This is a genomic window from Micromonospora sp. CNZ286, from assembly GCF_014207755.1.
Genome location: NZ_JACHIZ010000001.1, coordinates 4,572,127 through 4,595,313 on the forward strand (window position 1 = coordinate 4,572,127; position 23,187 = coordinate 4,595,313).

20 protein-coding genes are annotated in these 23,187 nt (G+C 72.9%); 9 read left to right on the top strand and 11 right to left on the bottom strand.

All coding sequences use genetic code 11. From position 1 onward, the window contains the following. Window positions 1-43 precede the first annotated feature (43 nt). On the top strand, window positions 44-1,303 hold the full coding sequence (locus tag FHX31_RS19950) for an Nramp family divalent metal transporter (protein WP_013474789.1): 1,260 nt from the start codon (window positions 44-46) through the stop codon (window positions 1,301-1,303). A gap of 56 nt (window positions 1,304-1,359) precedes the next feature. Here FHX31_RS19950 and FHX31_RS19955 read toward each other — a convergent pair whose 3' ends face one another. From FHX31_RS19955 to FHX31_RS19970, 4 genes are all read right to left on the bottom strand, one after another. Next, a complete protein-coding gene (locus FHX31_RS19955; protein ID WP_013285340.1) occupies window positions 1,360-2,304 on the bottom strand; it encodes an ABC transporter substrate-binding protein in 945 nt (314 codons plus the stop codon). 32 nt (window positions 2,305-2,336) lie between these two features. Further along, a complete protein-coding gene (locus FHX31_RS19960) occupies window positions 2,337-3,209 on the bottom strand; it encodes an ABC transporter ATP-binding protein (protein ID WP_184976981.1) in 873 nt (290 codons plus the stop codon). After that, a complete protein-coding gene (locus FHX31_RS19965) occupies window positions 3,206-4,240 on the bottom strand; it encodes a FecCD family ABC transporter permease (protein WP_236619405.1) in 1,035 nt (344 codons plus the stop codon). Before FHX31_RS19965 ends, FHX31_RS19960 begins: the two co-directional genes overlap by 4 nt. Before the next feature lie 119 nt (window positions 4,241-4,359). Further along, on the bottom strand, window positions 4,360-5,406 hold the full coding sequence (locus FHX31_RS19970; RefSeq protein WP_184976982.1) for an iron ABC transporter permease: 1,047 nt from the start codon (window positions 5,404-5,406) through the stop codon (window positions 4,360-4,362). A 119-nt stretch (window positions 5,407-5,525) separates the two neighbouring features. Between FHX31_RS19970 and FHX31_RS19975 the strand changes: the two genes are divergently transcribed. Both FHX31_RS19975 and FHX31_RS19980 read left to right on the top strand, forming a co-directional pair. After that, the gene (locus tag FHX31_RS19975) at window positions 5,526-6,458 is read left to right on the top strand and encodes a MerR family transcriptional regulator (RefSeq protein ID WP_184976983.1); all 933 of its coding nucleotides are present in this window, start codon (window positions 5,526-5,528) and stop codon (window positions 6,456-6,458) included. 4 nt (window positions 6,459-6,462) lie between these two features. After that, entirely contained in the window at window positions 6,463-6,822 is a 360-nt protein-coding gene (locus FHX31_RS19980) for a YciI family protein (protein WP_013285335.1), read from the top strand. A 35-nt stretch (window positions 6,823-6,857) separates the two neighbouring features. Here FHX31_RS19980 and FHX31_RS19985 read toward each other — a convergent pair whose 3' ends face one another. Then, window positions 6,858-7,331 (bottom strand): cytidine deaminase family protein, encoded by a 474-nt coding sequence (locus tag FHX31_RS19985; protein WP_071095845.1) that lies wholly within the window; start codon window positions 7,329-7,331, stop codon window positions 6,858-6,860. Window positions 7,332-7,471: 140 nt separating this feature from the next. Between FHX31_RS19985 and hrpA the strand changes: the two genes are divergently transcribed. Next, window positions 7,472-11,467, top strand: coding sequence for an ATP-dependent RNA helicase HrpA (hrpA, locus tag FHX31_RS19990; protein ID WP_184976984.1), 3,996 nt, complete (start codon window positions 7,472-7,474; stop codon window positions 11,465-11,467). A gap of 130 nt (window positions 11,468-11,597) precedes the next feature. Here hrpA and FHX31_RS19995 read toward each other — a convergent pair whose 3' ends face one another. Continuing rightward, the gene (locus tag FHX31_RS19995; RefSeq protein WP_184976985.1) at window positions 11,598-12,527 is read right to left on the bottom strand and encodes a LysR family transcriptional regulator; all 930 of its coding nucleotides are present in this window, start codon (window positions 12,525-12,527) and stop codon (window positions 11,598-11,600) included. A 35-nt stretch (window positions 12,528-12,562) separates the two neighbouring features. Here FHX31_RS19995 and FHX31_RS20000 point away from each other — a divergent pair, with 35 nt between their 5' ends. From FHX31_RS20000 to FHX31_RS20015, 4 genes are all read left to right on the top strand, one after another. Next, window positions 12,563-13,294, top strand: coding sequence for a succinate dehydrogenase cytochrome b subunit (locus FHX31_RS20000; RefSeq protein WP_174361705.1), 732 nt, complete (start codon window positions 12,563-12,565; stop codon window positions 13,292-13,294). A gap of 1 nt (window position 13,295) precedes the next feature. After that, on the top strand, window positions 13,296-15,230 hold the full coding sequence (locus FHX31_RS20005) for a fumarate reductase/succinate dehydrogenase flavoprotein subunit (protein ID WP_013285330.1): 1,935 nt from the start codon (window positions 13,296-13,298) through the stop codon (window positions 15,228-15,230). Beyond that, window positions 15,227-15,979: a succinate dehydrogenase/fumarate reductase iron-sulfur subunit gene (locus tag FHX31_RS20010; protein WP_013285329.1), complete on the top strand. Its 753-nt coding sequence runs from the start codon at window positions 15,227-15,229 to the stop codon at window positions 15,977-15,979. The genes FHX31_RS20005 and FHX31_RS20010 overlap by 4 nt, the downstream gene beginning before the upstream one ends. A 136-nt stretch (window positions 15,980-16,115) precedes the next feature. Beyond that, entirely contained in the window at window positions 16,116-16,823 is a 708-nt protein-coding gene (locus FHX31_RS20015; RefSeq protein ID WP_013474782.1) for a TetR/AcrR family transcriptional regulator, read from the top strand. On the opposite strand, the gene FHX31_RS20020 is transcribed toward FHX31_RS20015, so the two are convergent. Genes FHX31_RS20020 through FHX31_RS20035 form a run of 4 tightly spaced genes read right to left on the bottom strand, consistent with a single transcriptional unit; the run spans window position 16,809 to window position 20,971 of the window. Then, complete coding sequence (locus tag FHX31_RS20020) at window positions 16,809-17,942, bottom strand: acyl-CoA dehydrogenase family protein (RefSeq protein ID WP_013474781.1); 1,134 nt, start codon at window positions 17,940-17,942, stop codon at window positions 16,809-16,811. The two genes, FHX31_RS20015 and FHX31_RS20020, sit on opposite strands and share 15 nt — an antisense overlap. 22 nt (window positions 17,943-17,964) lie before the next feature. Beyond that, window positions 17,965-18,993: an LLM class F420-dependent oxidoreductase gene (locus FHX31_RS20025; RefSeq protein WP_184976986.1), complete on the bottom strand. Its 1,029-nt coding sequence runs from the start codon at window positions 18,991-18,993 to the stop codon at window positions 17,965-17,967. Then, window positions 18,993-20,153: a CaiB/BaiF CoA transferase family protein gene (locus tag FHX31_RS20030; protein ID WP_013474779.1), complete on the bottom strand. Its 1,161-nt coding sequence runs from the start codon at window positions 20,151-20,153 to the stop codon at window positions 18,993-18,995. Before FHX31_RS20030 ends, FHX31_RS20025 begins: the two co-directional genes overlap by 1 nt. Then, window positions 20,150-20,971, bottom strand: a complete 822-nt coding sequence (locus FHX31_RS20035) for an enoyl-CoA hydratase-related protein (protein ID WP_184976987.1) — start codon at window positions 20,969-20,971, stop codon at window positions 20,150-20,152. The genes FHX31_RS20030 and FHX31_RS20035 overlap by 4 nt, the downstream gene beginning before the upstream one ends. Window positions 20,972-21,014: 43 nt before the next feature. Between FHX31_RS20035 and FHX31_RS20040 the strand changes: the two genes are divergently transcribed. Continuing rightward, on the top strand, window positions 21,015-21,695 hold the full coding sequence (locus FHX31_RS20040) for a GntR family transcriptional regulator (RefSeq protein WP_013285323.1): 681 nt from the start codon (window positions 21,015-21,017) through the stop codon (window positions 21,693-21,695). Window position 21,696: 1 nt separating this feature from the next. On the opposite strand, the gene FHX31_RS20045 is transcribed toward FHX31_RS20040, so the two are convergent. Further along, complete coding sequence (locus tag FHX31_RS20045) at window positions 21,697-23,187, bottom strand: aldehyde dehydrogenase family protein (protein ID WP_184976988.1); 1,491 nt, start codon at window positions 23,185-23,187, stop codon at window positions 21,697-21,699.

Sequence of the window (23,187 nt, forward strand, 5' to 3'; positions counted from 1 at the left end):
TCGCCATCAGTCGTCCGTCGTTCGCCGTCGTCGAGGAGCAACAGTGGTAACAAACGACTCGTCCGTCGTACCCCCGCTACGGACCGCCCGCGCCCCACGCCCGGTACGTGGCCGGCTCATCCTGCTCGGGCCCGCGTTCGTGGCAGCGGTCGCCTACGTCGACCCCGGCAACTTCGCCACCAACTCCACCGCCGGTGCCCGGTACGGCTACCTGCTGGTCTGGGTGGTCGTGGCGGCGAACCTGGCCGCCATGCTGGTGCAGACGCTCACCGCCAAGCTCGGCCTGGCCACCGGGCGCAGCCTGCCGGAACTGTGCCGGGAACATCTGCCCCGGCCGCTCAACCGGGTCATGTGGGCGCAGGCCGAACTGGTCGCCATGGCCACCGACCTGGCCGAGGTGATCGGCGGGGCGGTCGCGCTGTACCTGCTGTTCGGCGTCCCGCTGCTGCCCGGCGGCCTGATCATCGGCGCCGCCTCGTTCGCCATCCTGGCGCTGCGCGCCAGGGGTTTCCGGACGTTCGAGATCGCCATCGCGGTGCTGCTCGGCGTGATCGTGCTGGCGTTCGCTGTCAACCTGGTCAGCGCGCAACCGGACGTGTCCGACGCTGCGGCCGGGCTGCTGCCCCGGATGCAGGGCACCGACAGCATGCTGCTCGCCGCCGGCATCCTGGGCGCGACGGTGATGCCGCACGTCATCTACGTGCACTCGGCGCTGACCCCGAACCGGCTGCCGGCGGAGGGCGAGACGCAGCGGCGCGTCGTCGCCAAGGGCCTGCGGGTCGACGTGCTGATCGCGCTGGGCATCGCCGGCGCGGTCAACCTGGCCATGCTGCTGGTCGCCGCTAGCAGCTTCCACGGCACGTCGATCCCCGGCACCGACACCCTCGAAGGCGTGCACGCCGGGCTCGCCACCACGCTCGGCACGGCGGCGGCGGTCGGCTTCGCGGTCGCCCTGCTCCTGTCCGGCCTCGCCTCCACGAGCGTCGGCACGTACGCCGGCGAGATCATCATGCAGGGCTTCCTGCGCCGCCGGATCCCGCTGCTGGTACGCCGGATGATCACCCTGCTGCCCGCGCTCGCGGTGCTCGCGATCGGCGTCGACCCGACCCGCGCGCTGGTGCTGTCCCAGGTGGTGCTGAGCTTCGGCATCCCGTTCGCGCTGATCCCGGTGGTGATGTTCACGCGCCGCCGGGACCTGATGGGCAGCCTGGTCAATCGCCGGGCCACCACCGCCGCCGCGGTCGCGATCACGGCGTTCGTGGTGGCGCTCAACGCGTTCCTGCTCTGGCAACTGGCGGCCTGAACACACCCGCGCCCGTCCGGCCCGGTGGGGCTGGACGGGCGCGGGTGATTCGGGGCTCAGGCGGCCAGGTACTTCTCCAGGTCGTCCAGGATCTTGTTGGCGGCGCCCACGCCGATGCCGGTCATCCAGATCTCGTCGGAGACCACGTGCGCCTTGCCGGCCTTGACCGCGGACAGGCCCTTCCACAGCGTGCCGCCGGTGACCTTGGCCTGCTCGGCGGCGGCCTTCTCGCCGTACGCGGTCACGAACACCACGTCGCCGTCGGCCTCGGCGATGCGCTCCGGGCTGACCCGGTCCATCCGCTTGTCCTCCTTGCCGGCGAGCATCTGCCGCTCGGGGCGGCCCAGGCCGGTGTCGCCGACGACGATGCCGGAGAACGAGTCCGGCCCGTACAGGCGGATCTCGGTCGGCATGAAGCGCACGATGGAGACCTTGCGGGACGAGGCGTCGCCGAGCTTCGCGCCGAAGTCCTTCGCCCGCTTCTCGTACTCGGCCAGCAGGTCCTTGGCCTGCTGCTCCTTGCCCAGCGCCGCGCCGTCGAGGAGGAAGTTCTCCTTCCAGGTGACACCCACCTTCTCGGTGAACACGGTCGGGGCGATCTTGGACAGCTCGTCGTAGAACTTCTCCTGGCGGAACTTGCTGCCCAGGATCAGGTCCGGGTTGAGCGCGTTGATCGCCTCCAGGTCCGGCTCGGTGAGCACGCCGACCTCGGTGATCCCGGCGAGCTTGTCCGCGCCGAAGTAGGTGGGCCAGCTCTTCGCCTCACCGGCGGTCGCCGCGCCGACCGGGGTGACGCCCAGCGACAGCGCGGTGTCGATCTTGTCGGTGTCGAGCACGACCACGCGCTTCGGCTCGGCGGGCACCTTCGTGGTGCCCATGGAGTGGGTGATCTCCCGGGTCTCCCCGGTGCCGGTGCCGGCGACGGGGTCGCTCTCCCCGCAGGCGGTGAGGCCGACGCCGAGTGCGAGGGCGGCGGTGAGTGCGACGGCGAGACGACGCATCAGGTTCCTTTCGGTGGTGCGGGTCGGCGCGCTCAGGCGTCGCCGACGGGGGCGCCGGCCGTGGCCGGCGTGACGGCCGGAACGGCCGAGGTCTGGGCGGATCCGGTCTGGGCGGATCCGGTCTGGGTGAGGGCGGGCACCACGAGCGGGGCGCCGCTGACCGGGCAGGGCACGACCACGCAGTCCAGCCCGAACACGTCGCGAACCAGGCCCGCGGTGAGGATCTCGCGCGGCTTGCCGGCGGCCACCACCGCGCCGTCGCGCATGGCGATCAGGTGGTCGGCGTACCGGGCCGCCTGGTTGAGGTCGTGCAGCACGGCCACCACTGTCCGGCCGCGTTCGGCGCGCAGCCGGTGCAGCAGGTCCAGCACCTCGACCTGGTGGGCCAGGTCGAGGAACGTGGTCGGCTCGTCCAGCAGCAGCGCGTCGGTGTCCTGGGCCAGCGTCATGGCGATCCACACCCGCTGGCGCTGCCCGCCGGAGAGCGTGTCCACCGGGCGGTCGGCGAGCGCGCTGACGTCGGCCAGCCGCATGGCCTCCTCGACCGCCCGTCCGTCCTCGGCCGACCACTGCCGCCACCAGCGCTGGTACGGCTGCCGGCCGCGCCCGACCAGGTCGGCCACGGTGATCCCCTCGGGCACCAGCGGGCTCTGCGGCAGGACGCCGAGCCGCCGGGCCACGTCCCGGGTCGGCAGGTCTCGGATCGCCGCGCCGTCGAGCAGCACCGCGCCGCGCCGGGGCGTGAGCAGCCGGGCCATCGTGCGCAGCAGCGTCGACTTGCCGCAGGCGTTCGGGCCGACGATCACGGTGAACGTGTCGGCCGGCAGGTCGAGGTCGAGTCCGTCCAGCACGGTGCGGCCCTCGTAGCCGACGACCAGGTCGCGGGTGGACAGCAGCGCGGTCACGACCGCCTCCCTCGGGTGCGGAGCAGCACGAAGATCAGGTACGGCCCGCCGATCGCCGCGGTGAGCACGCCGGCCGGCAGTTGGGTCGGCGCCAGCAGCCGGCGGGCACCGAGGTCGGCGAGGACCAGCAGCAACGCGCCGAGCAGCGCGGCGCACAGCAGCGGCGGGCGCTCGGCGCGGACCAGCCGGCGGGCCACCTGCGGGGCCACCAGCGCCACGAAGTCGACGGCGCCGACCTGGGCGGTGACCATGGCGGCGGCCAGCACACCGGTGCCGGCCAGCCCCATGCGCCGGGCCACCGGCCGCAGGCCGATCCCCCGCGCGGTGTCGTCGTCGAGCGCGCTGCTGCGCAGCGCCCACCCGGCCCAGAGCAGCACCGGCAGCAGGACCGCGAGCGTGCCGGCGATCCAGGCCGCCTCGCTCCATCCCTTGCCGGCGAGCGTGCCGATGAGCCAGATCTGGGCGCGCAGCCCGTCGATCGGGTCGGCGGTGAGCATGACCACCTCGATCAGCGCCCGGAACGCGAACGCCACCGCCACACCTGCGAGCACGAACCGCTGGGCCGCCAGGCCGTGCCGGGCGCCGAGCGCGAACACCACCACCGCGGCGGCCAGGCCGCCGAGCAGCGCCGCCGGCGCCACCAGCACCGCCGCCGCGCCGCTGGTCAGCGCGATCGTCGCGGCCAGCCCGGCGCCCTGCGTGACACCGATGACGTCGGGGCTGGCGAGCGGGTTGCGGGCCACGCTCTGGATCAGCGTGCCGGCCACGCCGAAGGCCGCCCCTGCCACCGCCGCGAGGACCGCGCGAGGCAGTCGCAGGTCGCGCACCACGAGGTCGTACGGGGTGCCCGCACCGGAGAGCGACCGCACCACGTCCACCGGGGCGACGTACGGCGTACCCAGCGACAGACTGACCACCACCGCGACGCACAGCAGCACGAACAGCACCGCCGCCACCACAAGGGGCCGCCACCGGAACGGCACCACCACCGCCCCGACCCGCAGCACTCCACGCCCCCGCGGCCGTCGCACCCCACCCCGTTGATCTTGCACTTCGGGCCCCTCGGGTGCCCGGAATGCCCCCTTCGTCGGGGCGGCAAGTGCAAGATCGCGGGAGCCGGGGGTGGGGGCGGGGGCGGGCGTGGGGGTGGTCATGTCGTCACCGTCTTGGCTCGGTGGACCAGGAAGGCCAGGAGCGGGGCACCGAGCAGGGCGGTGATGATGCCGGCCGGGATCTCGCCGGGCGGGGCGACGAGGCGGCCGGCCACGTCGGCGGCGAGCAGCAGCGCGGGGCCGAGCAGCGCGGCGACCAGGAGCGTCCACCGCTGGTCCGCGCCCACCAGCACCCGGGCCAGGTGCGGCACGGCCAGCCCGACGAAGGCGATCGGCCCGGCGGCGGCCACCGCAGCACCGGTGAGCAGCACGCCACCGGCCCCGGCGGCGAGCCGGACCAGTGCGACCCGGTGCCCGAGTCCCCGGGCCACGTCGTCGCCGAGGGCGAGCGCGTCCAGACCGCGGGCGGCGAGCGCGGCCAGCACCACCCCGGCCACCACGAACGGCAGCACCTGCCCGGCCACGCCGACGCCCCGGCCGGTCAGCCCGCCGACCACCCAGAAGCGGTACTCCTCGAACGTGCGGGCGTCGATGCTGAGCAGCGCGTACACGATGGCGCCGAGACCGGCGTCGAGGGCCGCGCCGACGAGCGCGAGGGTGACCGGGCTGGCGCCCTCGCGGGTGCGGTTGGCGATGGCGAACACGAGCAGCCCGGCGAGCAGTGCGCCGGCGATGCCGAACCAGACGTACCCGGCGAGCGTGCCCACCCCGAACACGGCGATGGCCAGCACCACACCGAACGACGCCCCGGCGCTGATGCCGAGGATGCGCGGCTCGGCCAGCGGGTTGCGGGTCACCGCCTGGAACAGCACCCCGGCCAGCGCCAGCGCCAGGCCGACGACGAGCCCGAGGGCGGTACGCGGCAGCCGCAGTTCCCGGACCACTGTGGTGGCGTCTCCGCCGTCCGGGGACACGAGCGCGTGCCACACCTGGTCGACGGGGAGGTGCCGGCTGCCGAGCGCGAGGCTGGCCAGCAGCGCCAGCAGGAGCAGGAGCGCCGCCGCCACGGTGACCGCGACGCGGCGGACGGTGCCGCGGCGGACGGGAGTCCCGGCCCGCGCGGGCCGGACGGCGACGGTGGTCACGAGGGGGCTTCGCCTTCCGATTAGGTGCGCCTTACCTTAGCTGACCTGGTAAGGCGTACCTAAGCGGGCACTGTCGATGGGGTTGCGCCTCCACCGGGGGGAGGCGCGATGGTGGGCGCATGGACGGTGCGGAGCGCTACTCGATCGGTGACCTGGCCCGGCGGACCGGGCTGCCGGTGAAGACCATCCGGTTCTGGTCCGACCGCGGCATCGTGCCGCCCACCGACCGGGGACCGGCCGGCCACCGCCGCTACGACGCGGCGGCGGTGGCCCGGCTCGACCTGGTACGGACGTTGCGCGAGCTGGGCGTGGACCTGCCCACCGTGCGCCGGGTGGTGGCGCGGGAGGTCAGCCTGGCCGAGGTCGCCTCGGCGCACGCGGACGCGTTGACCGCGCAGATCCGCCTGCTGCGGTCACGCCGCGCGGTGCTGACAGTGATCGCCCGGCGCGGGGCCTCCCCGTCCGAGGCCGACCTGCTGCACCGGCTGGCCGGCCTGGCCGCGCGGGAGCGGCGGCGGCTGGTCGACGAGTTCCTCGACGCGGCGTTCGGCGGCCTGACCGATCCGGGGTTCGCGGGGATCAGGCGGTCGCTCACGCCGGAGCTGCCCGACGATCCGGACGACGATCAGATCGAGGCGTGGGTGGAGCTGGCCGAGCTGGCCCTGGACCCGGGATTCCGGGCCGGGCTGCGCCGGCTGGCCGAGCAGCACGCGGCGGACCGGGAAGGCGCCGAGGGCGTACGCCGGGACGTGGTCGCCGTGGTCCGGGAGGAGGTGGCCCCGGCGCTCGCCGACGGCATCGAGCCGGCCGCGCCGGAGGCCGATCCGATCCTGGCCCGGGCGGCGGGCCGGTACGCGCGGCTCTGCGGCCGCTCGGACGACGGCGACCTGCGCCGGCGGATGCTGGACCGGTTGCGGACCGCGAGCGACCCTCGCCGGGAGCGGTACCTGGAGCTGCTCTCCGTGGTCAACGGCTGGCCGCCGGCCGAGAGCCTGGCGCCGGTGCTGGACTGGTCGATCCGGGCACTGCGCGCCCGGCAGCACCTAGCCTGAGGACATGCGATTCGACAGGCACACGGTGGTGCTCCTGGTCCGCCCGGACGACGCGCCGGACCTGCCGCAGGACGCCCTCGACCGGATCCAGGACGCCCACCTGGCGCACCAGGCCGGGCTGGTGGAGCAGGGCGCGGTGCTGGCGGCGGGGCCGTTCCTGGACGGCGACGACGGGCGTGTCCGCGGTTTCGTGGTGCTGTCGGTGGACCCGCAGATGGCCCGTGAGCTGTACGCGAACGACCCGGCGGTCCGCGCGGGACGACTCGTCGCGCAGGTCAGCAGCTGGATGGTGCCGGAGGGTCAGGTCCGCTTCGAGCAGGTGCCGGTCCCCCGCTCGATGCTGGAGGCAGCGGCCGGCGACTGAGTGTCGCGGCCGGCAGCGCCCGGAGCGGGGCGCGGTCAGTCCTCCGGGGCCTGCCGGCTGCCCGGCACCACAGGCGTCGGCCACACCCCGGCGCGGGCGGCCACCGGCACCTCGACCTGCTGGTCGGCCCAGACGTACGTCTCGGGCAGCAGGTCGGTGATCGGGATCGCGCGCAGCCCGTCGGCCGGGCCGACGATCACCTTGATCGACGGGAAGTAGTCGAGCAGCACCTGACGGCAGCGTCCGCACGGCGGCAGGACGCCCCGGCCGCGGTCCCCCACCGCGACGATCGCCTCCAGCTCGCCCGCGCCCTGGGTCGCGGCGGCACCGAGTGCGACCACCTCGGCGCACGGGCCGCCGGTGAAGTGGTAGACGTTCACGCCGCTGAACACCCGGCCGTCGGTGCTGCGTACGGCGGCGGCGACTGTGTGGTTGTCGCTGCGGCAGCGCAGCTTCGCGACGGCGGTGGCGGCCTGCACGAGCGCCCGGTCGGTGTCCCGCATGATCATCCCCGCCCCTCGTCGGCCTCGTCCGTCGGCCTCGTCGGCGGCAACTTTATCCGGCGGGGACGGCCGCACCAGGGAGGGCACGCCCAGCGCCGGTAACCCGGGGGCGGTCCGCCGCGCGGCTGCCTATCCTTGGCGACGACATGCAGAATCCAGCCGTACCCGCCGCCCCTGAGACCGCCCGCGACCTGCACCGCCGCCTCGCCCCCCTGATGTTCCGCGATCAGCGCCGGATCCAGCGGCGGCTCGACGGCGTGCGCCGGCTGCGCGACCCGCAGCGGCGGGAGGCGGCGCTGGCCGAGATCGCGGCCGAGGTGACCCGGGCCGAGGCGCGGCTGGAGTCGCGCCGCGCGGCCGTCCCGGCGATCGCCTACCCGCCGCAGTTGCCGGTCAGCGAGCGCAAGGACGACATCGCCGCCGCGATCCGCGACCACCAGGTGGTGATCGTGGCCGGTGAGACCGGCTCCGGGAAGACGACCCAGCTACCCAAGATCTGTCTGGAGCTGGGGCGCGGGATCACCGGCCTGATCGGGCACACCCAGCCCCGCCGGCTGGCGGCCCGCACGGTCGCCGACCGGATCGCCGACGAACTCGGCACCGAGCTGGGCGACGTGGTCGGCTACAAGGTGCGTTTCACCGATCAGGTGGGCGACAACAGCCTGGTCAAGCTGATGACCGACGGCATCCTGCTGGCCGAGTTGCAGACCGACCGGATGCTGCGGCAGTACGACACGCTGATCATCGACGAGGCGCACGAGCGCAGCCTCAACATCGACTTCATCCTCGGCTATCTCAGGCAGCTCCTGCCCCGACGGCCCGACCTCAAGGTCGTCATCACCTCGGCCACCATCGAGACCGACCGGTTCGCGAAACACTTCGCCGACGCCGAGGGCAACCCGGCGCCGGTGGTCGAGGTGTCCGGGCGCACGTACCCGGTGGAGGTCCGCTACCGGCCGCTGGTCGAGGTCACCGAGGCCGAGGAGGAGGACGAGGCCGACGAGGAGAACGTCCGGGACCAGATCCAGGCCATCGGCGACGCGGTCGAGGAGCTGGCCGCCGAGGGGCCGGGCGACATCCTGGTGTTCCTCAGCGGGGAGCGGGAGATCCGGGACACCGCCGACGCGCTGGGCAAGCTGGTGCAGTCCAAGCGGTCGCTGCTCGGCACCGAGATCCTGCCGCTGTACGCCCGGCTGTCCACCGCCGAGCAGCACCGGGTCTTCGCCGCGCACTCCAACCGCCGGGTGGTGCTGGCCACGAACGTCGCGGAGACCTCGCTGACGGTGCCCGGCATCAAGTACGTGGTGGACCCGGGCACCGCCCGGATCTCCCGCTACTCCAGCCGGCTCAAGGTGCAGCGGCTGCCGATCGAGCCGGTCTCGCAGGCCAGCGCCAACCAGCGCAAGGGCCGCTGCGGGCGTACCTCGGACGGCATCTGCATCCGCCTCTACGACGAGCAGGACTTCGACTCCCGCCCCGAGTTCACCGACCCGGAGATCCTGCGGACCAACCTGGCCTCGGTCATCCTCCAGATGACCTCGATCGGGCTCGGCGACGTCGCGGCGTTCCCGTTCATCGACCCGCCGGACCGGCGCAACGTCACCGACGGCGTGAACCTGCTGCACGAGCTGGGTGCGCTCGACCCGGCCGAGACCGACCCGGCGAAGCGGCTCACCGCGCTGGGCCGGCGGCTGGCCCAGCTCCCGGTCGACCCCCGGCTGGCCCGGATGGTCCTCGAGGGCGAGCGCAACGGCTGCGCCACCGAGGTCGTGGTGATCGCCGCCGCGCTGTCCATCCAGGATCCCCGGGAACGCCCGGCCGACAAGCAGGCCCAGGCCGACCAGGCGCACGCCCGGTTCGCCGACAAGGAGTCCGATTTCGTCGCGTACCTGAACCTGTGGCGCTACCTGCGGGAGAAGCAGCGGGAGCTGTCGTCCAGCGCGTTCCGCCGGATGTGCAAGGCCGAATACCTCAACTACCTCCGGGTACGCGAGTGGCAGGACATCGTCAGCCAGTTGCGCCAGGTGCTGCGTACCTCCGACAAGGGTGAGGGCCGGCGCGGCGCCGGCGCCGACCTGCCCGAGGAGATCGACACCCCGAAGGTGCACCAGTCGCTGCTGCCCGGCCTGCTGTCGCACCTCGGCCTCAAGGACGCGCAGAAGCACGAATACCTGGGCGCTCGGGGCGCGAAGTTCGCGATCTTCCCCGGGTCGGCGCTGTTCAGGAAGCCGCCGCGCTGGGTTATGGCGGCCGAGCTGGTGGAGACGTCCCGGCTGTGGGGGCGGGTGGCCGGGCGGGTCGAGCCGGAGTGGGTCGAGCCGCTGGCCCAGCACCTGGTGAAGCGCAGCTACAGCGAGCCGCACTGGGAGAAGAAGCAGGCCGCGGTGATGGCCTACGAGAAGGTCACGCTGTACGGCATCCCGATCGTCACCTCCCGCAAGGTGAACTTCGGGCGGATCGACGCAGGTCTGAGCCGAGAGCTGTTCATCAGGCACGCCCTGGTCGAGGGCGACTGGCAGACCCACCACCAGTTCTGGCGGGACAACCAGAAGCTGCTGACCGAGATCGAGGAGCTGGAGAACCGGGCCCGGCGCCGCGACATCCTGGTCGACGACGAGACCATCTTCGCCTTCTACGACCAGCGGATCCCCGCCGACGTGGTCTCCGGCCGGCACTTCGACTCGTGGTGGAAGAAGACCCGCCGGGAGCAGCCCGACCTGCTCACGTTCACCCGCGAGCTGCTCGTCAACGACGGCCGGGGCGGGGTGGACGAGGAGGACTTCCCGGACCAGTGGCGGGCCGACGGGGTGACGCTGCCGCTGACGTACACGTTCGACCCGACCGCGCCCACCGACGGCGTCACAGTGGACATCCCGCTGCCGCTGCTCAACCAGGTGCCGGCGGAGAGCTTCGACTGGCAGGTGCCGGGGCTGCGCGAGGAACTGGTGATCGCGCTGATCCGGTCGCTGCCCAAGCCGGTACGGCGCAACTTCGTCCCGGTGCCCGACTACGCGCGCGCCGCGCTCGCCGCGATCACACCGGGCGAGGAGCCGCTGCTGGCCGCGCTGACCCGGCAGCTGCGCCGGATGACCGGGGTGACGGTCCCGGCCGACGCGTGGGACCTCGGCAGGCTGCCGCCGCACCTGCGGGTCACGTTCCGGGTGCTCGGCGACGACGACAAGCCGGTCGCCGAGGGCAAGGACCTGCCGGCGCTGCAACGCGAGCTGCGCCAGGAGGTACGCCAGGTCGTGGCCGCCGCCGCGCCCGACGTCGCCCGGACCGGGCTGACCGAGTGGTCGATCGGCGCGCTGCCGCGCACCATCGAGCAGGTACGCGCCGGCTTCGCGGTGACCGCGTACCCGGCGCTGGTGGACGAGGGCGCGACGGTCGGGGTGAAGGTGTTCGACTCCGCCGCCGAGCAGGAGGCCGCGCACTGGGCGGGCACCCGGCGGCTGCTGCGGCTGACGATGCCGTCACCGGCGAAGTTCCTCCAGGGGCGGCTGAGCAACGAGGCGAAGCTGGCGCTGTCCCGCAACCCGCACGGCAGCGTGCCGGAGCTGATCGAGGACGCGGCCGGCGCGGCGATCGACAAGCTGATCGGCGACGCGGGCGGCCCGGCCTGGGACGCCGAGGGCTTCGCCGCGCTGCGCGACAGGGTCCGCGCCGACCTGGTGGACACCGTGGTCGAGGTGATGGAGCGGGTACGCCGGGTGCTCGCTTCCGCGTACGCGGTGGAGCAGCGGCTCGGCGCCACCCGCAACCTCGCCGTGGTGGCCGCGCTGGCCGACATCCGCAACCAGCTCACCGGCCTGGTGCACAAGGGTTTCATCACCGAGACGGGGTACGCGCGCCTGCCCGACCTGCTGCGCTACCTGACCGCGATCGAGCGGCGGCTGGACCGGTTGCCGGGCAACCCGCAGCGGGACAAGCAGCAGCAGGACCGCGTCGCCGTGGTGCAGAAGGAGTACCAGGACATGCTGGCCGCGCTGCCCCCGCCGCGACGTGCCTCGGCGGCGGTCCGCCAGATCCGCTGGATGATCGAGGAGCTGCGGGTGAACGTCTTCGCCCAGGCCCTGGGAACCCCCTACCCCGTCTCGGAGCAGCGAATCTACCGAGCCATGGACGACGCCGAGTCCCGCTGACCCACACCCCCGCCCGCCGCCCCCGCCTCGTCGATCTTGCACTTGGTGCCCCCGCGCAGTGGCATTCGCACCTTTCGCCGGGGCCGAAAGTGCAAGATCGCGCGGGAGAGAGGCGGCGGGAGAGGGGCGGTCAGAGGGGCTCTACGCCTGGGGGGAGTTCGGCGGTGGCGGTGGCGTCGTGGACGTACTCCAGGAGGATGCGGCGCAGCTCGCGCCCGGCGTGGGTGGGCACCACGTCGCGGCGGCGGGCCACCGCGATGGTCCGGCGGACGCCGGGCGGGACGAGCCGGGTGACCCGGATGCCGGCGCGGCGGGCCACCACGATGCCAGGCACCAGCGCGACGCCGAGCCCGGCCTCGACGAAGCTGAGCACGGCGTCCATCTCCCCGCCGTCGACGGACAGGGTCGGCTCGAACCCGGCCGCCCGGCACGCCTGGAGCGTGGCGTCGCGCAGGTCGTAGCCCTCGCGGAACATGACGAGCGGCTGGTCGCGCAGGTCGGTGATGCGCAGTTCCCCGGCTCCCGAGGCGCCCGGCAGCGGGTCGACCGAGGCGACCACCAGGCTCTCCCGCAGGATCGGGTCGGCGCGCAGCCCCGGGTCGGTGCCGGCCGACGGCATGATGATCAGGGCGAGGTCGAGGTCGCCGCGGAGCAGGTCCCGGACGAGGTCCTGCGAGCCGCCCTCCTCCACGCGCAGGTCGATCGTGGGGTGCGCGTCGCGGAACCGGCGCAGCACCGGCGGGGCGAGCGAGGTGGCGAGGCTGGGGGTGGCGCCGAGCCGGACCCGGCCCCGGCGCAGCCCCACCAGCTCCTGCACCTCGCGGGTGGCGGTCTCCACGTCGGCGAGGATCCGCTTGGCCAGCGGCAGCAGCACCTCACCTGCCGCGGTCAGTGTGATGTTGCCCCTTACCCGCTCGAACAGCGGTGCCCCCAGGTCGGTCTCCAGCGCGTGAATTTGCTTACTCAACGAGGGCTGGGTTATGCCGACAAGATCGGCCGCCTGGGTGAAATGTCGTACTTCGGCGACCGCCACGAAGTACCGAAGCTGATGGAGCTGCATCTACATAGCCTACGGCTATCAACGCTGCGATTTCGATGCATTGGACGCCTGATCGAAGTGCTCCTAGCGTCGACCGCGTGGTAATCACGAAAACTCGGTCGCCCATCCGCTCGAACGTCGGCCTCAAGGCCGTCATGGCGGTGACGGGCATCATCCTCGTGCTGTTCCTGATCGCGCACATGCTCGGCAACCTGAAGATCTTCACGGGTGAGACGTCGTTCGACCACTACGCGCACTGGCTGCGGGACATCGGCACGCCGCTGCTGCCGACGACGTGGTTCCTGTGGATCCAGCGCACCGTGCTCACCGTCGCCGTCCTCGGGCACATCGGCGCGGCCACCGTGCTCGCGATGCGGTCCCGGGCCGCCCGCCCGGTCCGGTACGCGCACCGCCGCAAGATCCACGTGAACTACGCGGCCCGCACGATGCGCTGGGGTGGTGTGATCATCCTGCTCTTCGTGATCTACCACATCCTCGACCTGACCACGGGTCACCTGAACCCGCAGGGCGACCCGGCCAACCCGTACGGCAACGTGGTCGCCGGCTTCGCGCCCGAGCGCTGGTACGTCACGCTCTTCTACACCCTCGCGCTGGTGACCCTCGGCTTCCACCTGCGCCACGGCGCCTTCAGCGCGTTCCGCAGCCTCGGCCAGCAGACGCCGAAGGGCGAGCGCCGGGCCCGGATCGCCGCGCTCGTCTTCGCCGTCGCGCTCGTCGGCGGCTACCTGCTGGTTCCGTTCGCCGTGATCACCGGATTGGTGTCCTGACATGGATCTCTACACCGAGGGCGACCCGATCGCCGACACCCGGGCCCCGGACGGCCCGATCGAGACGCGGTGGGACCGCCACCGCTTCGAGATGAAGCTGGTCAACCCGGCCAACCGCCGGAAGATGACGGTGATCGTGGTCGGCACCGGCCTGGCCGGCGGCTCCGCCGCCGCCACCCTGGCCGAGCAGGGCTACCAGGTGCGGTCCTACTGCTACCAGGACAGCCCGCGCCGGGCCCACTCGATCGCCGCGCAGGGCGGTATCAACGCCGCCAAGAACTACCGCAACGACGGCGACTCGGTGCACCGCCTGTTCTACGACACGGTCAAGGGCGGCGACTTCCGCTCCCGCGAGTCGAACGTGCACCGGCTGGCCGAGATGTCGGTGAACATCATCGACCAGTGCGTGGCCCAGGGCGTGCCGTTCGCCCGCGAGTACGGCGGCCTGCTGGACACCCGCTCCTTCGGCGGCGCGCAGGTGCAGCGCACCTTCTACGCCCGGGGCCAGACGGGTCAGCAGCTGCTGCTCGGCGCGTACCAGGCGCTGGAGCGGCAGATCGGCCTGGGCAACGTGGAGATGAACGCCCGCCACGAGATGCTCGAACTGGTCCTCGTCGACGGCCGCGCGCGCGGCATCGTGGTCCGCGACATGGTCACCGGCGAGATCAGCACCGAGATGGCCGACGCGGTCGTGCTCGCCTCCGGCGGCTACGGCAACGTCTTCTACCTCTCCACCAACGCCAAGGGCTGCAACGTCACCGCCTCCTGGCGGGCGCACCGCAAGGGCGCGTACTTCGCCAACCCCTGCTACACGCAGATCCACCCGACCTGCATCCCGGTCTCCGGCGACCACCAGTCGAAGCTGACCCTGATGAGCGAGTCGCTGCGCAACGACGGCCGGGTCTGGGTGCCCAAGGCCAAGGGCGACCAGCGCAGCCCGCGGGACATCCCCGAGGACGAGCGGGACTACTACCTGGAGCGGATCTACCCGTCCTTCGGCAACCTGGTCCCCCGCGACATCGCCTCCCGCGCCGCGAAGAACGTGTGCGACGAGGGACGCGGCGTCGGCCCGACCGGCCTCGGCGTCTACCTGGACTTCGCCGACGCGATCAACCGGCTCGGCCGTAAGGCCATCGAGGCCAAGTACGGCAACCTCTTCGAGATGTACGAGCGGATCACCGGCGAGGACCCGTACGAGGTGCCGATGCGGATCTACCCCGCCGTGCACTACACGATGGGTGGCCTCTGGGTCGACTACGACCTCCAGTCGACGATCCCCGGCCTGTTCGTGATCGGTGAGGCCAACTTCTCCGACCACGGCGCGAACCGGCTCGGCGCCTCGGCGCTGATGCAGGGCCTGGCCGACGGCTACTTCGTGCTGCCGAACACGCTCGCCAACTACCTGGCCTCCAACTCGCTGGACAAGGTCGACGCCAGCCACCCCGAGGCGGTCGCGGCGCGCACCGAGGTCGAGGACCGGATCAAGCGGCTGCTGGCGATCAACGGCGACCGTACGGTGGACTCGTTCCACCGCGAGCTGGGCCAGATCATGTGGGAGCACTGCGGCATGGAGCGCTCCGAGGCCGGGCTGCGCAAGGCGATCGACGAGATCCGCGCGCTGCGTGAGCAGTTCTGGCAGCGGGTGCGCGTGCCGGGTGACGGCGAGGGCCTCAACCAGTCGCTGGAGAAGGCCGGCCGGGTGGCCGACTTCTTCGAGCTGGCCGAGCTGATGTGCATCGACGCCCTGCACCGCGAGGAGTCCTGCGGCGGCCACTTCCGGGCCGAGCACCAGACGCCCGACGGCGAGGCGCAGCGCGACGACGACCGGTTCGCCTACGTGGCGGCCTGGGAGTTCACCGGCACCGGTGAGCCCGTGCTGCACAAGGAAGACCTGACCTTCGAATACGTCCACCCCACGCAGCGGAGCTACAAGTGAACCTGACCCTGCGCATCTGGCGCCAGACCGGCCCCGAGGACAAGGGTCGGATGGTGACCTACCCGGTGCAGGACGTGTCCCCGGACATGTCCTTCCTGGAGATGCTCGACGTGCTCAACGAGCGGCTCATCCTCGACGGCGAGGAGCCGGTGGCGTTCGACCACGACTGCCGCGAGGGCATCTGCGGCATGTGCAGCCTCATGATCAACGGTGAGGCGCACGGCCCGCAGCGCGGCACCACCGCCTGCCAGCTGCACATGCGGCAGTTCTCCGACGGCGACACGATCGACATCGAGCCCTGGCGGGCCCGCGCGTTCCCGGTCGTCAAGGACCTGGTGGTCAACCGCAACGCGTTCGACCAGATCATCGCCGCCGGCGGCTACGTCACCGCGCCGACCGGCAGCGCCCCGGAGGCGCACTCGGTGCCGGTGCCGAAGGCCGACGCGGACGCCGCGTTCGAGTCGGCTGCCTGCATCGGCTGCGGCGCCTGCGTGGCGGCCTGCCCGAACGGCTCCGGCATGCTGTTCACCGCCGCGAAGATCACCCAGCTCTCGCTGCTGCCCCAGGGCCAGCCGGAGCGCTACACCCGGGTGATCGGCATGGTGGACGCGCACGACGAGGCCGGCTTCGGCGGCTGCACCAACATCGGCGAGTGCGCGGCGGCCTGCCCGAAGGGCATCCCGCTGAACACCATCGGCCGCCTCAACCGGGACTACCTGAAGGCGACCGCCAAGCGCTCCGGCTCCTGACCGGACACCGCACCACCCCACGCGACCGCCGCGCCCGACTTCCGGGGCGCGGCGGTCGCGCTTGTCCGGGGGTACGCCCCGACGATTGGTACGGTGAAGCGCCAACCGCGTCACCGTCTCCCCCGGGAGGGCACCCATGGCCCGGACCGCTCCCGCGCAGGCGTCCTCCCCCGAGGCGGGTCACGACGAACCGGCCGGCCGGCCCGAGTCGCTGCTGGAACGCGCCTTCACCGAGGCGTTGCACAGCGCCGACGACAGCGACGAGGTGGCGACCCGGATCCTCGACGCGGCCTACGAGCAGTTCTGCCGGATGGGCATCCGCCGCTCCACGATGGAGGACGTGGCCCGGCGGGCGGGCGTCTCCCGGATCACCGCGTACCGCCGGTTCGCCACCAAGGACCGGCTGGTCGAGCAGGTGGTCCGCCGCGAGTTCCGGCGCTACTTCGACCGGTTCCTGGTCGACATCCAGCAGGCGGCCACCGTCGGCGACCGGGTGGTGCTGGGCTTCGTCAGCGCGCTGGACGCGATCCGCCGCAACCCGCTGATCGGCGGGCTGATGAGCGTCGAACCGGACGTGCTCATCCCCTCGATGATCAGCGACGGCGGGCGGACCCTGGCCACCGTGCAGCGGTTCGTCGCCGGGCAGCTGCGCCGCGAGCAGCGCGCCGGCACCATCGCCGCCACAGTCGACGTGGAGGTGGTCGCCGAGCTGATGACCCGGCTGTCCTGTTCCTTCCTGCTCACCCCGAGCCACGTCATCGACCTGGACGACGCCGACGAGCTGCGGACCATGGCCCGCCGGTTCCTCGTACCCATGCTGGAGCCCGGCTCACAGGCCGAGTGACCGGCCGATCACCTCCTTCATGATCTCGGTGGTGCCGCCGTAGATGGTCTGGACGCGGGCGTCCAGGTAGGCGCGGGCCACCGGGTACTCGCGCATGTAGCCGTAGCCGCCGTGCAGTTGGAGGCACCGGTCCACGACGCGCTGCTGCAACTCGGTGCACCACCACTTCGCCATCGCCGCCGTCTCCGCGGTGAGGTCCGGCGCGACCAGGCAGTTGTCGACGAAGACCCGGCCCAGGCGCAGCTCGGTGGCGAGTTCGGCGAGTACGAACCGGTTGTGCTGGAAACTCCCGATGGGACGGCCGAACGCCTGGCGCTGCTTGCAGTAGTCGAGCGTCTGCGCGAACACCGTCTCGGCCCCGGCGAGAGCCGCGACGGCTATCGACAGCCGCTCCAGCGGCAGGTTGCGCATCAGGTAGGCGAAGCCCTCGCCCTCCGCGCCGAGCAGGTTCGCCGCTGGTACGCGGACGTCGGAGAAGAACAGCTCGGCGGTGTCCTGCGCCTTCTGCCCGAGCTTGTCGAGGTTGCGGCCGCGCTCGAACCCCGGCATGCCGCGCTCGACCACGAGCAGGCTGATCCCCCGCCGCCCGGCGCCGGGATCGGTACGGGCCACCACGACGACCAGGTCGGCCAGGATGCCGTTGCTGATGAACGTCTTCTGCCCGTTGAGGACCCAGTCGTCGCCGTCGCGTACCGCTGTGGTGGTGATGCCCGCCAGGTCGCTGCCCGCGCCCGGCTCGGACATGGCGATGGCGGTGACGATCTCGCCGGAGCAGAAGCCCGGCAGCCAGCGCTGCTTCTGCTCCTCGGTGGTCAGGTCGGTCAGGTACGGGCCGATGATGTCGTTGTGCAGGCCGAACGCGGGCCCGCTCGCACCGGCCCGGGCGAGTTCCTCGGTCAGGACGGCGTGGAAGCGCCGGTCGGTGACCCCGGCGCCGCCGTACCGTTCGTCGACGAAGAAGCCGAGCAGTCCGGCGGCGCCGGCGGCCCGCCACACGCCGCGGTCGACGATGCCGTCGGCCTCCCAGCGCTCGTGGTGCGGGGTGATCTCCTTGTCGATGAAGGCGCGCACCAGTTCGGCGAACGCGAGGTGGTCGGCGGTGAAGATCGCGCGGTCCATGTGTGTCGGCTCCTCCCCTGCGCTACCGGACCATGTCCGCGACCGCGGCGACGAGGCGCCGCGTTTCCTCGCCCAGCGGCGCGACGTTGAGAATCGTCACGCCCGCGTCGCGGTACTCCTGGACCCGGTCACGCACGTAGCTCTCCGGTCCGATCAGGCTGGTGCGTTCCAGCAGTTCCGCCGGCACCGCGGCGGCGGCCTCGGCCTTGCGGCCGTCCAGGTAGAGCTCCTGGATGCGGTCCGCCTCGGCTTCGTAGCCGTAGCGGCACAGCAGGTCGTGGTAGAAGTTGCGGCCCTTGGCGCCCATCCCGCCCACGTACAGGGCGATCAGCGGCCGGGCGAGGTCGCGCAGCCCGGTCACGTCCGGGCCGATCGCCAGCGGCCCACCGGCCACCACCTCCAGCGGCCCGAGGTCAGCCGGCCGTTTCGCCCGGCCGGCCGCCAGCGCGGCACCCCAGACGTCGCCCGCGCGCTGCGGATCGTAGAGGAACGGCAGCCACCCGTCGGCGATCTCGGCGGTCATCCGGACGTTCCGGTCCCCGAGGCTCGCCACGTGGATCGGGATCCGGTCGCGGACCGGGTGGGTGAGGATCTTCAGCGGCTTGCCCAGCCCGGTGCCCTCGCCGGGCGGCAACGGCAGCCGGTAGAGGCCGTCGTTCGTCAGCGTCTCGCGCCGCCACACCCGCCGGCAGATGTCGATCACCTCGCGGGTGCGGGCCAGCGGCCTGTCGTACGCGACGCCGTGCCACCCCTCGATCACCTGCGGTCCGGACGCGCCGAGCCCGAGGATGGCTCGGCCACCGGACATCGCGTCCAGGCCCGCGGCGGTCTGCGCCAGCAGAGCCGGGGTACGCGAGAAGATCGGCAGGATCGCGGAGCCGATGTGGACCCGGCTCGTCCGGGCGGCGAGGTAACCCATCACGGTGGGCGCGTCGAAGCCGTACGCCTCGGACACCCAGACCACGTCCAGGCCGTCCTGTTCCCAGGCGGCCACGTCGTCGGCGCCGCTTCTGGGGTCGGCGGCGTACGCCAGTGTCGTCCCGATACGCATCAGTGCGCTGCTCCCTGCTTCCGGCCGACGACGCCGTCGTCCAGCCACCGCGGTAGGTGTGCGCCCAGTCCCCAGTCGGTGAGGACGGGCTCGGTGTCCGCGCCCGGCGCGGGCGGCGGGCCGCCGACCCGGCCGGGTGTCCCGGACAGGCGGGGCGCCACGGCCGGCTGCCGGACGCCGAAGTGCTCCTCGTACGTGCCGCGCGCGGCCAGGTGCGGGTGGCCCGGCGCCTCGGTGAGCGACAGCACCGGCGCGACGCAGGCGTCGGTGCCGTCGAACACCGCCGTCCACTCGTCGCGGGTACGGCCGGCGAACACCTCGGCGAAGCGGGCGCGCAGCACCGGCCATCCGGCCACGTCGTGCTGTGCCGGCAGGTCCGCGCCTGCGAGCCCGAGCAGCCGCAGCAGTTCGGCGTAGAACTGGGGTTCCAGCGCGCCCACAGCCATGTGCCCGCCGTCGGCGGTGGCGTACACGTCGTAGAACGGTGCGCCGCCGTCGAGCAGGTTGCGGCCCCGCTCGGGTCGCCAGGTGCCCTGCGCGAGCATCCCGGCGAACGGGGTGGTGAGGTGGGCCGCGCCGTCCACGATGGCGGCGTCGACGACCTGCCCACGGCCGGTGGCACCCGCCACGTGCAGCGCGGCCAGGATGCCGACGACCAGGTAGAGCGAGCCGCCGCCGAAGTCGCCGACCAGGTTGAGCGGGATCTGCGGCGGCCCGCCGGCGCGTCCGATCGGGTGCAGCGCCCCGGCTACGGCGATGTAGCCGATGTCGTGGCCGGCGGCGCGGGCCAGCGGCCCGTCCTGTCCCCAGCCGGTCATCCGCCCGTACACCAGGCCCGGGTTGCGGGCCAGCGCGGCCTCCGGGCCGACGCCGAGCCGTTCGGCCACGCCGGGGCGCCAGCCCTCGATCAGGATCGCGGCCCGGCCGGCCAGCGCGAGGACCACCTCGGCGCCGTCGGGGTGCTTCAGGTCCACCACGATCGAGCGTTTGCCCCGGTTGAGCAGGTTCCGCCCGGGGTCACCGGCCGGGAGCGCGCCGGGCTCCGGCCGGTCGACCCGGACCACGTCGGCGCCGAGGTCGGCCAGCAGCATGGCGGCGAACGGGCCGGGTCCGATCCCGGCCAGTTCCACGACCCGGACGCCGGCGAGCGGGCCGCTCACGCGCCGCCCCGTGGGGCGAAGCGGGGTGCGCGGCCCTGGGCCCGGCTGAGCAGGGCCTCGCCGAAGTCGGCGCCGGCCAGGGACTCGACCATGAGCCGGATCGCGTCGGCGGCGGCCTCGGCGGCGCCGGTCTCCGAGCCCGACCACACCTGCCGCCGGATCACCGCCATGGACGCCGGTGAGCAGTGCTCGGCCAGGGCCGCGGCATAGGCTTGTGCCTCGGCCAGTACCTCGTCGCGCGGGAGCACGCGTTGCACAAGTCCGATCCGGAACGCCTCGACCGCGTCGACCTTGCGGCCGGACAGCAGCAGGTCCAGCGCGGCGCCGACGCCGATCAGCCGGGGCAGCAGCCAGGCGCTGCCGTACTCGGCGACGAGGCCGAGCCGGCTGAACGAGGTGGACAGGCGCGCCTGCGCCGCCATGAACCGCACGTCGGCGTAGAGCGCGTGGACCAGGCCGAGGCCGGCCGCGCCGCCGTTCATCGCGGCGACGATCGGCGTGCCGAGCGTCAGCGGCAGGTGCGGTGGGTAGCCGAACTCGCCGGCGAGCAGGTCGCGGTTGCGTTCGTCGAGCAGCGCGGCGAGCGCCTCCGGGTCGGCACCGGAGCAGAACCAGTCACCGGAGCCGGTGACCACGACCGCCCGGACCTCCGGGTCGGCGTCCGCCGCCACCAGGGCCGCGTAGTAGTCGCGGAACATCTCCAGCGACATCGCGTTGCGCCGGTCGGGCCGGTCGAACCAGATGGTGCGGACGCCGTCGCTGGTGGCGGCCCGCAGTCCGGCGCCGGCCGGTTCGGACTCCGGCACGGTCGAGCTCATCGGCGCTCCTGTTCTGACATTTGACATTTGATACTCTGGGCTGGTGGCGGACCGCGGCAGGATCCAGAACGTCTCTCAGCCCCAGCTCTCCGAGACCGTGGCGAGCCTGCTGCGCGACCGGATCATGTCCGGCCAGCTGCGCCCCGGCGAACGCATCCGGCTCGAAGAGGTCGCCCAGGAGACCGGGCTGAGCATCACACCGGTACGCGAGGCGCTGCTGATGCTGCGCGCGGAGGACATGGTCGAGCTGCAACCGCGTCGCGGGCACGTGGTGGCGCCGCTGTCGCGGCAGGACATCATCGACGTGTTCAGCCTCCAGGGCCACATCGCCGGTGAGCTGGCCGCCCGGGTCGCCGTCAGCATCACCCCGGAGCAGCTCGACGACCTGCGGCAGCAGCACGAGCGGCTGCGCCGTGCCGCCCAGGCCCGGCAGGTCAGCCGGGTCGAGCAGCTCGAATACGAGTTCCACCGCCGGATCAACCGGCTCGCCGACGCACGCAAGCTGTCCTGGCTGCTGCGCACCGTGACCCGCTACACGCCGTCGCGGTTCTACGCCGCGGACGCGGAGTGGCGGGCCGGCATGGTCGCCGATCACGAGGCGCTGCTCGACGCGCTCGCGGCGGGCGACCCGGAGGCGGTCCGGCCGGTCATGGCCCGGCACTTCACCGACGGCGCGGAGCGGCTGGTCAAGCACCTGGACGGCCTGGGCGTGTGGAACGAGTGAGTCACCGGCGGCCATGACGCCACGCGAACATCGCCAGCGAGCGCTTCATCGCGGCGGCGGACGGCTGAAGCGTCATCACCTCGATCAGCGGCCGGAACCGCTGCCACGTCACCGATCGCGCCCGGGCGAACTCGCGCAGGCCGTCCGCGCCGTGGACCCGCCCGAACCCCGAGTCGCCCACGCCGCCGAAGGGCAGTGACGGCACGCCCGCGTACCCCAGCACCGAGTTGACCGACACCGCGCCGGCCCGCAGCCGCCCGGCGAGCGCCAGGCCACGACGGCGGTCGCGGGTGAAGATCGAGCCGGAGAGCCCGTAGCTGGTCGCGTTCGTGCGGCGGACCGCCTCGTCCGCGTCGGCCACCGGGTTGACCACGAGCACCGGGCCGAACGTCTCCTCGGTGACGGCGGTGCTGTCCTCGGGCACGTCGGTCAGCACGACCGGCTCCACGAACGGGGGCCGCACCGAAGCCGCGTCACCGACCACCGCCCGGCCGCCCCGGTCGAGCGCGTCGGTGACGTGGCGCCGCACGACCTCGGGCTGGGTGGGCGTGGTCATCGGCCCGTACGGCGCGTCCGGCTCGGCACCCGGCCGGACCTGCCGCGCCAGCTCGGTGAGCGTGGCCAGGAACGGCTCGTAGACGGACCGTTCGACGTAGACGCGCTCGACGCCGGCACACGTCTGCCCGGCGTTGCCGAGTCCCCCGAAGACCGCCGCCTGCGCTGCCGCGTCGAGGTCGGCGTCGGCGGTGACGATCAGCGCGTCCTTGCCGCCGCCCTCGATCACCACCGGTGTCAGGCTCTCGGCGCAGGCGGCCATGACGGCGCGCCCGGTCGCTGCCGACCCGGTGAACGCGATCTTGTCGACCGAGGCGCGGCACAGCGCGGCGCCGGTCGTGCCGTCGCCGGTGACCACCTGGAGGACCGGGTGGTCGGGAAGCAGCTCGTGCCAGCGCTCGGCCAGCCACACCCCGACGCCCGGGGTGAACTCGCTGGGCTTGAACACCACCGCGTTGCCGGCGGCGAGCGCGTGCGACACCGCACCCATCGGCGTGTAGACGGGGTAGTTCCACGGCCCGATCACGCCGACCACGCCGTACGGCACGTACTCGACCGAGGCGGCCTGGTTGAACGCGAGCATGCCGGAGGAGACCGACCGCCGCCTGAGCACCCGTGCGGCGTGCCGGGCCGCCCAGTCCAGGTGCTCGACGGCGAGCATCACCTCGAGTTGAGCCCCGGCGAGGCTCTTGCCGGTCTCGCTCCGGACGATGCCGGCCAGCTCCTCGATGCCGCCCGCGACCGCCGCCTTGTACGCCAGCAGGTGCCGGCGGCGCTGCCTGGCGTCCAGCCCGGCCCACCAGCCGGCCGCCTCGCGGGCCCGCGTCACGGCGGCGCGCACGGCGGCGTCGTCGGCGATGTCGTAGTCGGCGCGGTGCTCACCTGTCACCGGGTCGACGACGCGCAGCCGGCGGGGGTGCTCAACGAGGGACGTCAT

Coding starts and splice junctions, on each gene's coding strand:
- FHX31_RS20035 (WP_184976987.1), bottom strand. CDS start 20,971: ATGAGCTCGACCGTGCCGGAGTCCGAACCGGCCGGCGCCGGACTGCGG.
- hrpA (WP_184976984.1), top strand. CDS start 7,472: ATGCAGAATCCAGCCGTACCCGCCGCCCCTGAGACCGCCCGCGACCTG.
- FHX31_RS20005 (WP_013285330.1), top strand. CDS start 13,296: ATGGATCTCTACACCGAGGGCGACCCGATCGCCGACACCCGGGCCCCG.
- FHX31_RS19985 (WP_071095845.1), bottom strand. CDS start 7,331: ATGATCATGCGGGACACCGACCGGGCGCTCGTGCAGGCCGCCACCGCC.
- FHX31_RS19980 (WP_013285335.1), top strand. CDS start 6,463: ATGCGATTCGACAGGCACACGGTGGTGCTCCTGGTCCGCCCGGACGAC.
- FHX31_RS20045 (WP_184976988.1), bottom strand. CDS start 23,187: ATGACGTCCCTCGTTGAGCACCCCCGCCGGCTGCGCGTCGTCGACCCG.
- FHX31_RS19955 (WP_013285340.1), bottom strand. CDS start 2,304: ATGCGTCGTCTCGCCGTCGCACTCACCGCCGCCCTCGCACTCGGCGTC.
- FHX31_RS20025 (WP_184976986.1), bottom strand. CDS start 18,993: ATGCGTATCGGGACGACACTGGCGTACGCCGCCGACCCCAGAAGCGGC.
- FHX31_RS19975 (WP_184976983.1), top strand. CDS start 5,526: ATGGACGGTGCGGAGCGCTACTCGATCGGTGACCTGGCCCGGCGGACC.
- FHX31_RS20020 (WP_013474781.1), bottom strand. CDS start 17,942: ATGGACCGCGCGATCTTCACCGCCGACCACCTCGCGTTCGCCGAACTG.
- FHX31_RS20015 (WP_013474782.1), top strand. CDS start 16,116: ATGGCCCGGACCGCTCCCGCGCAGGCGTCCTCCCCCGAGGCGGGTCAC.
- FHX31_RS19995 (WP_184976985.1), bottom strand. CDS start 12,527: ATGCAGCTCCATCAGCTTCGGTACTTCGTGGCGGTCGCCGAAGTACGA.
- FHX31_RS20000 (WP_174361705.1), top strand. CDS start 12,563: ATGCATTGGACGCCTGATCGAAGTGCTCCTAGCGTCGACCGCGTGGTA.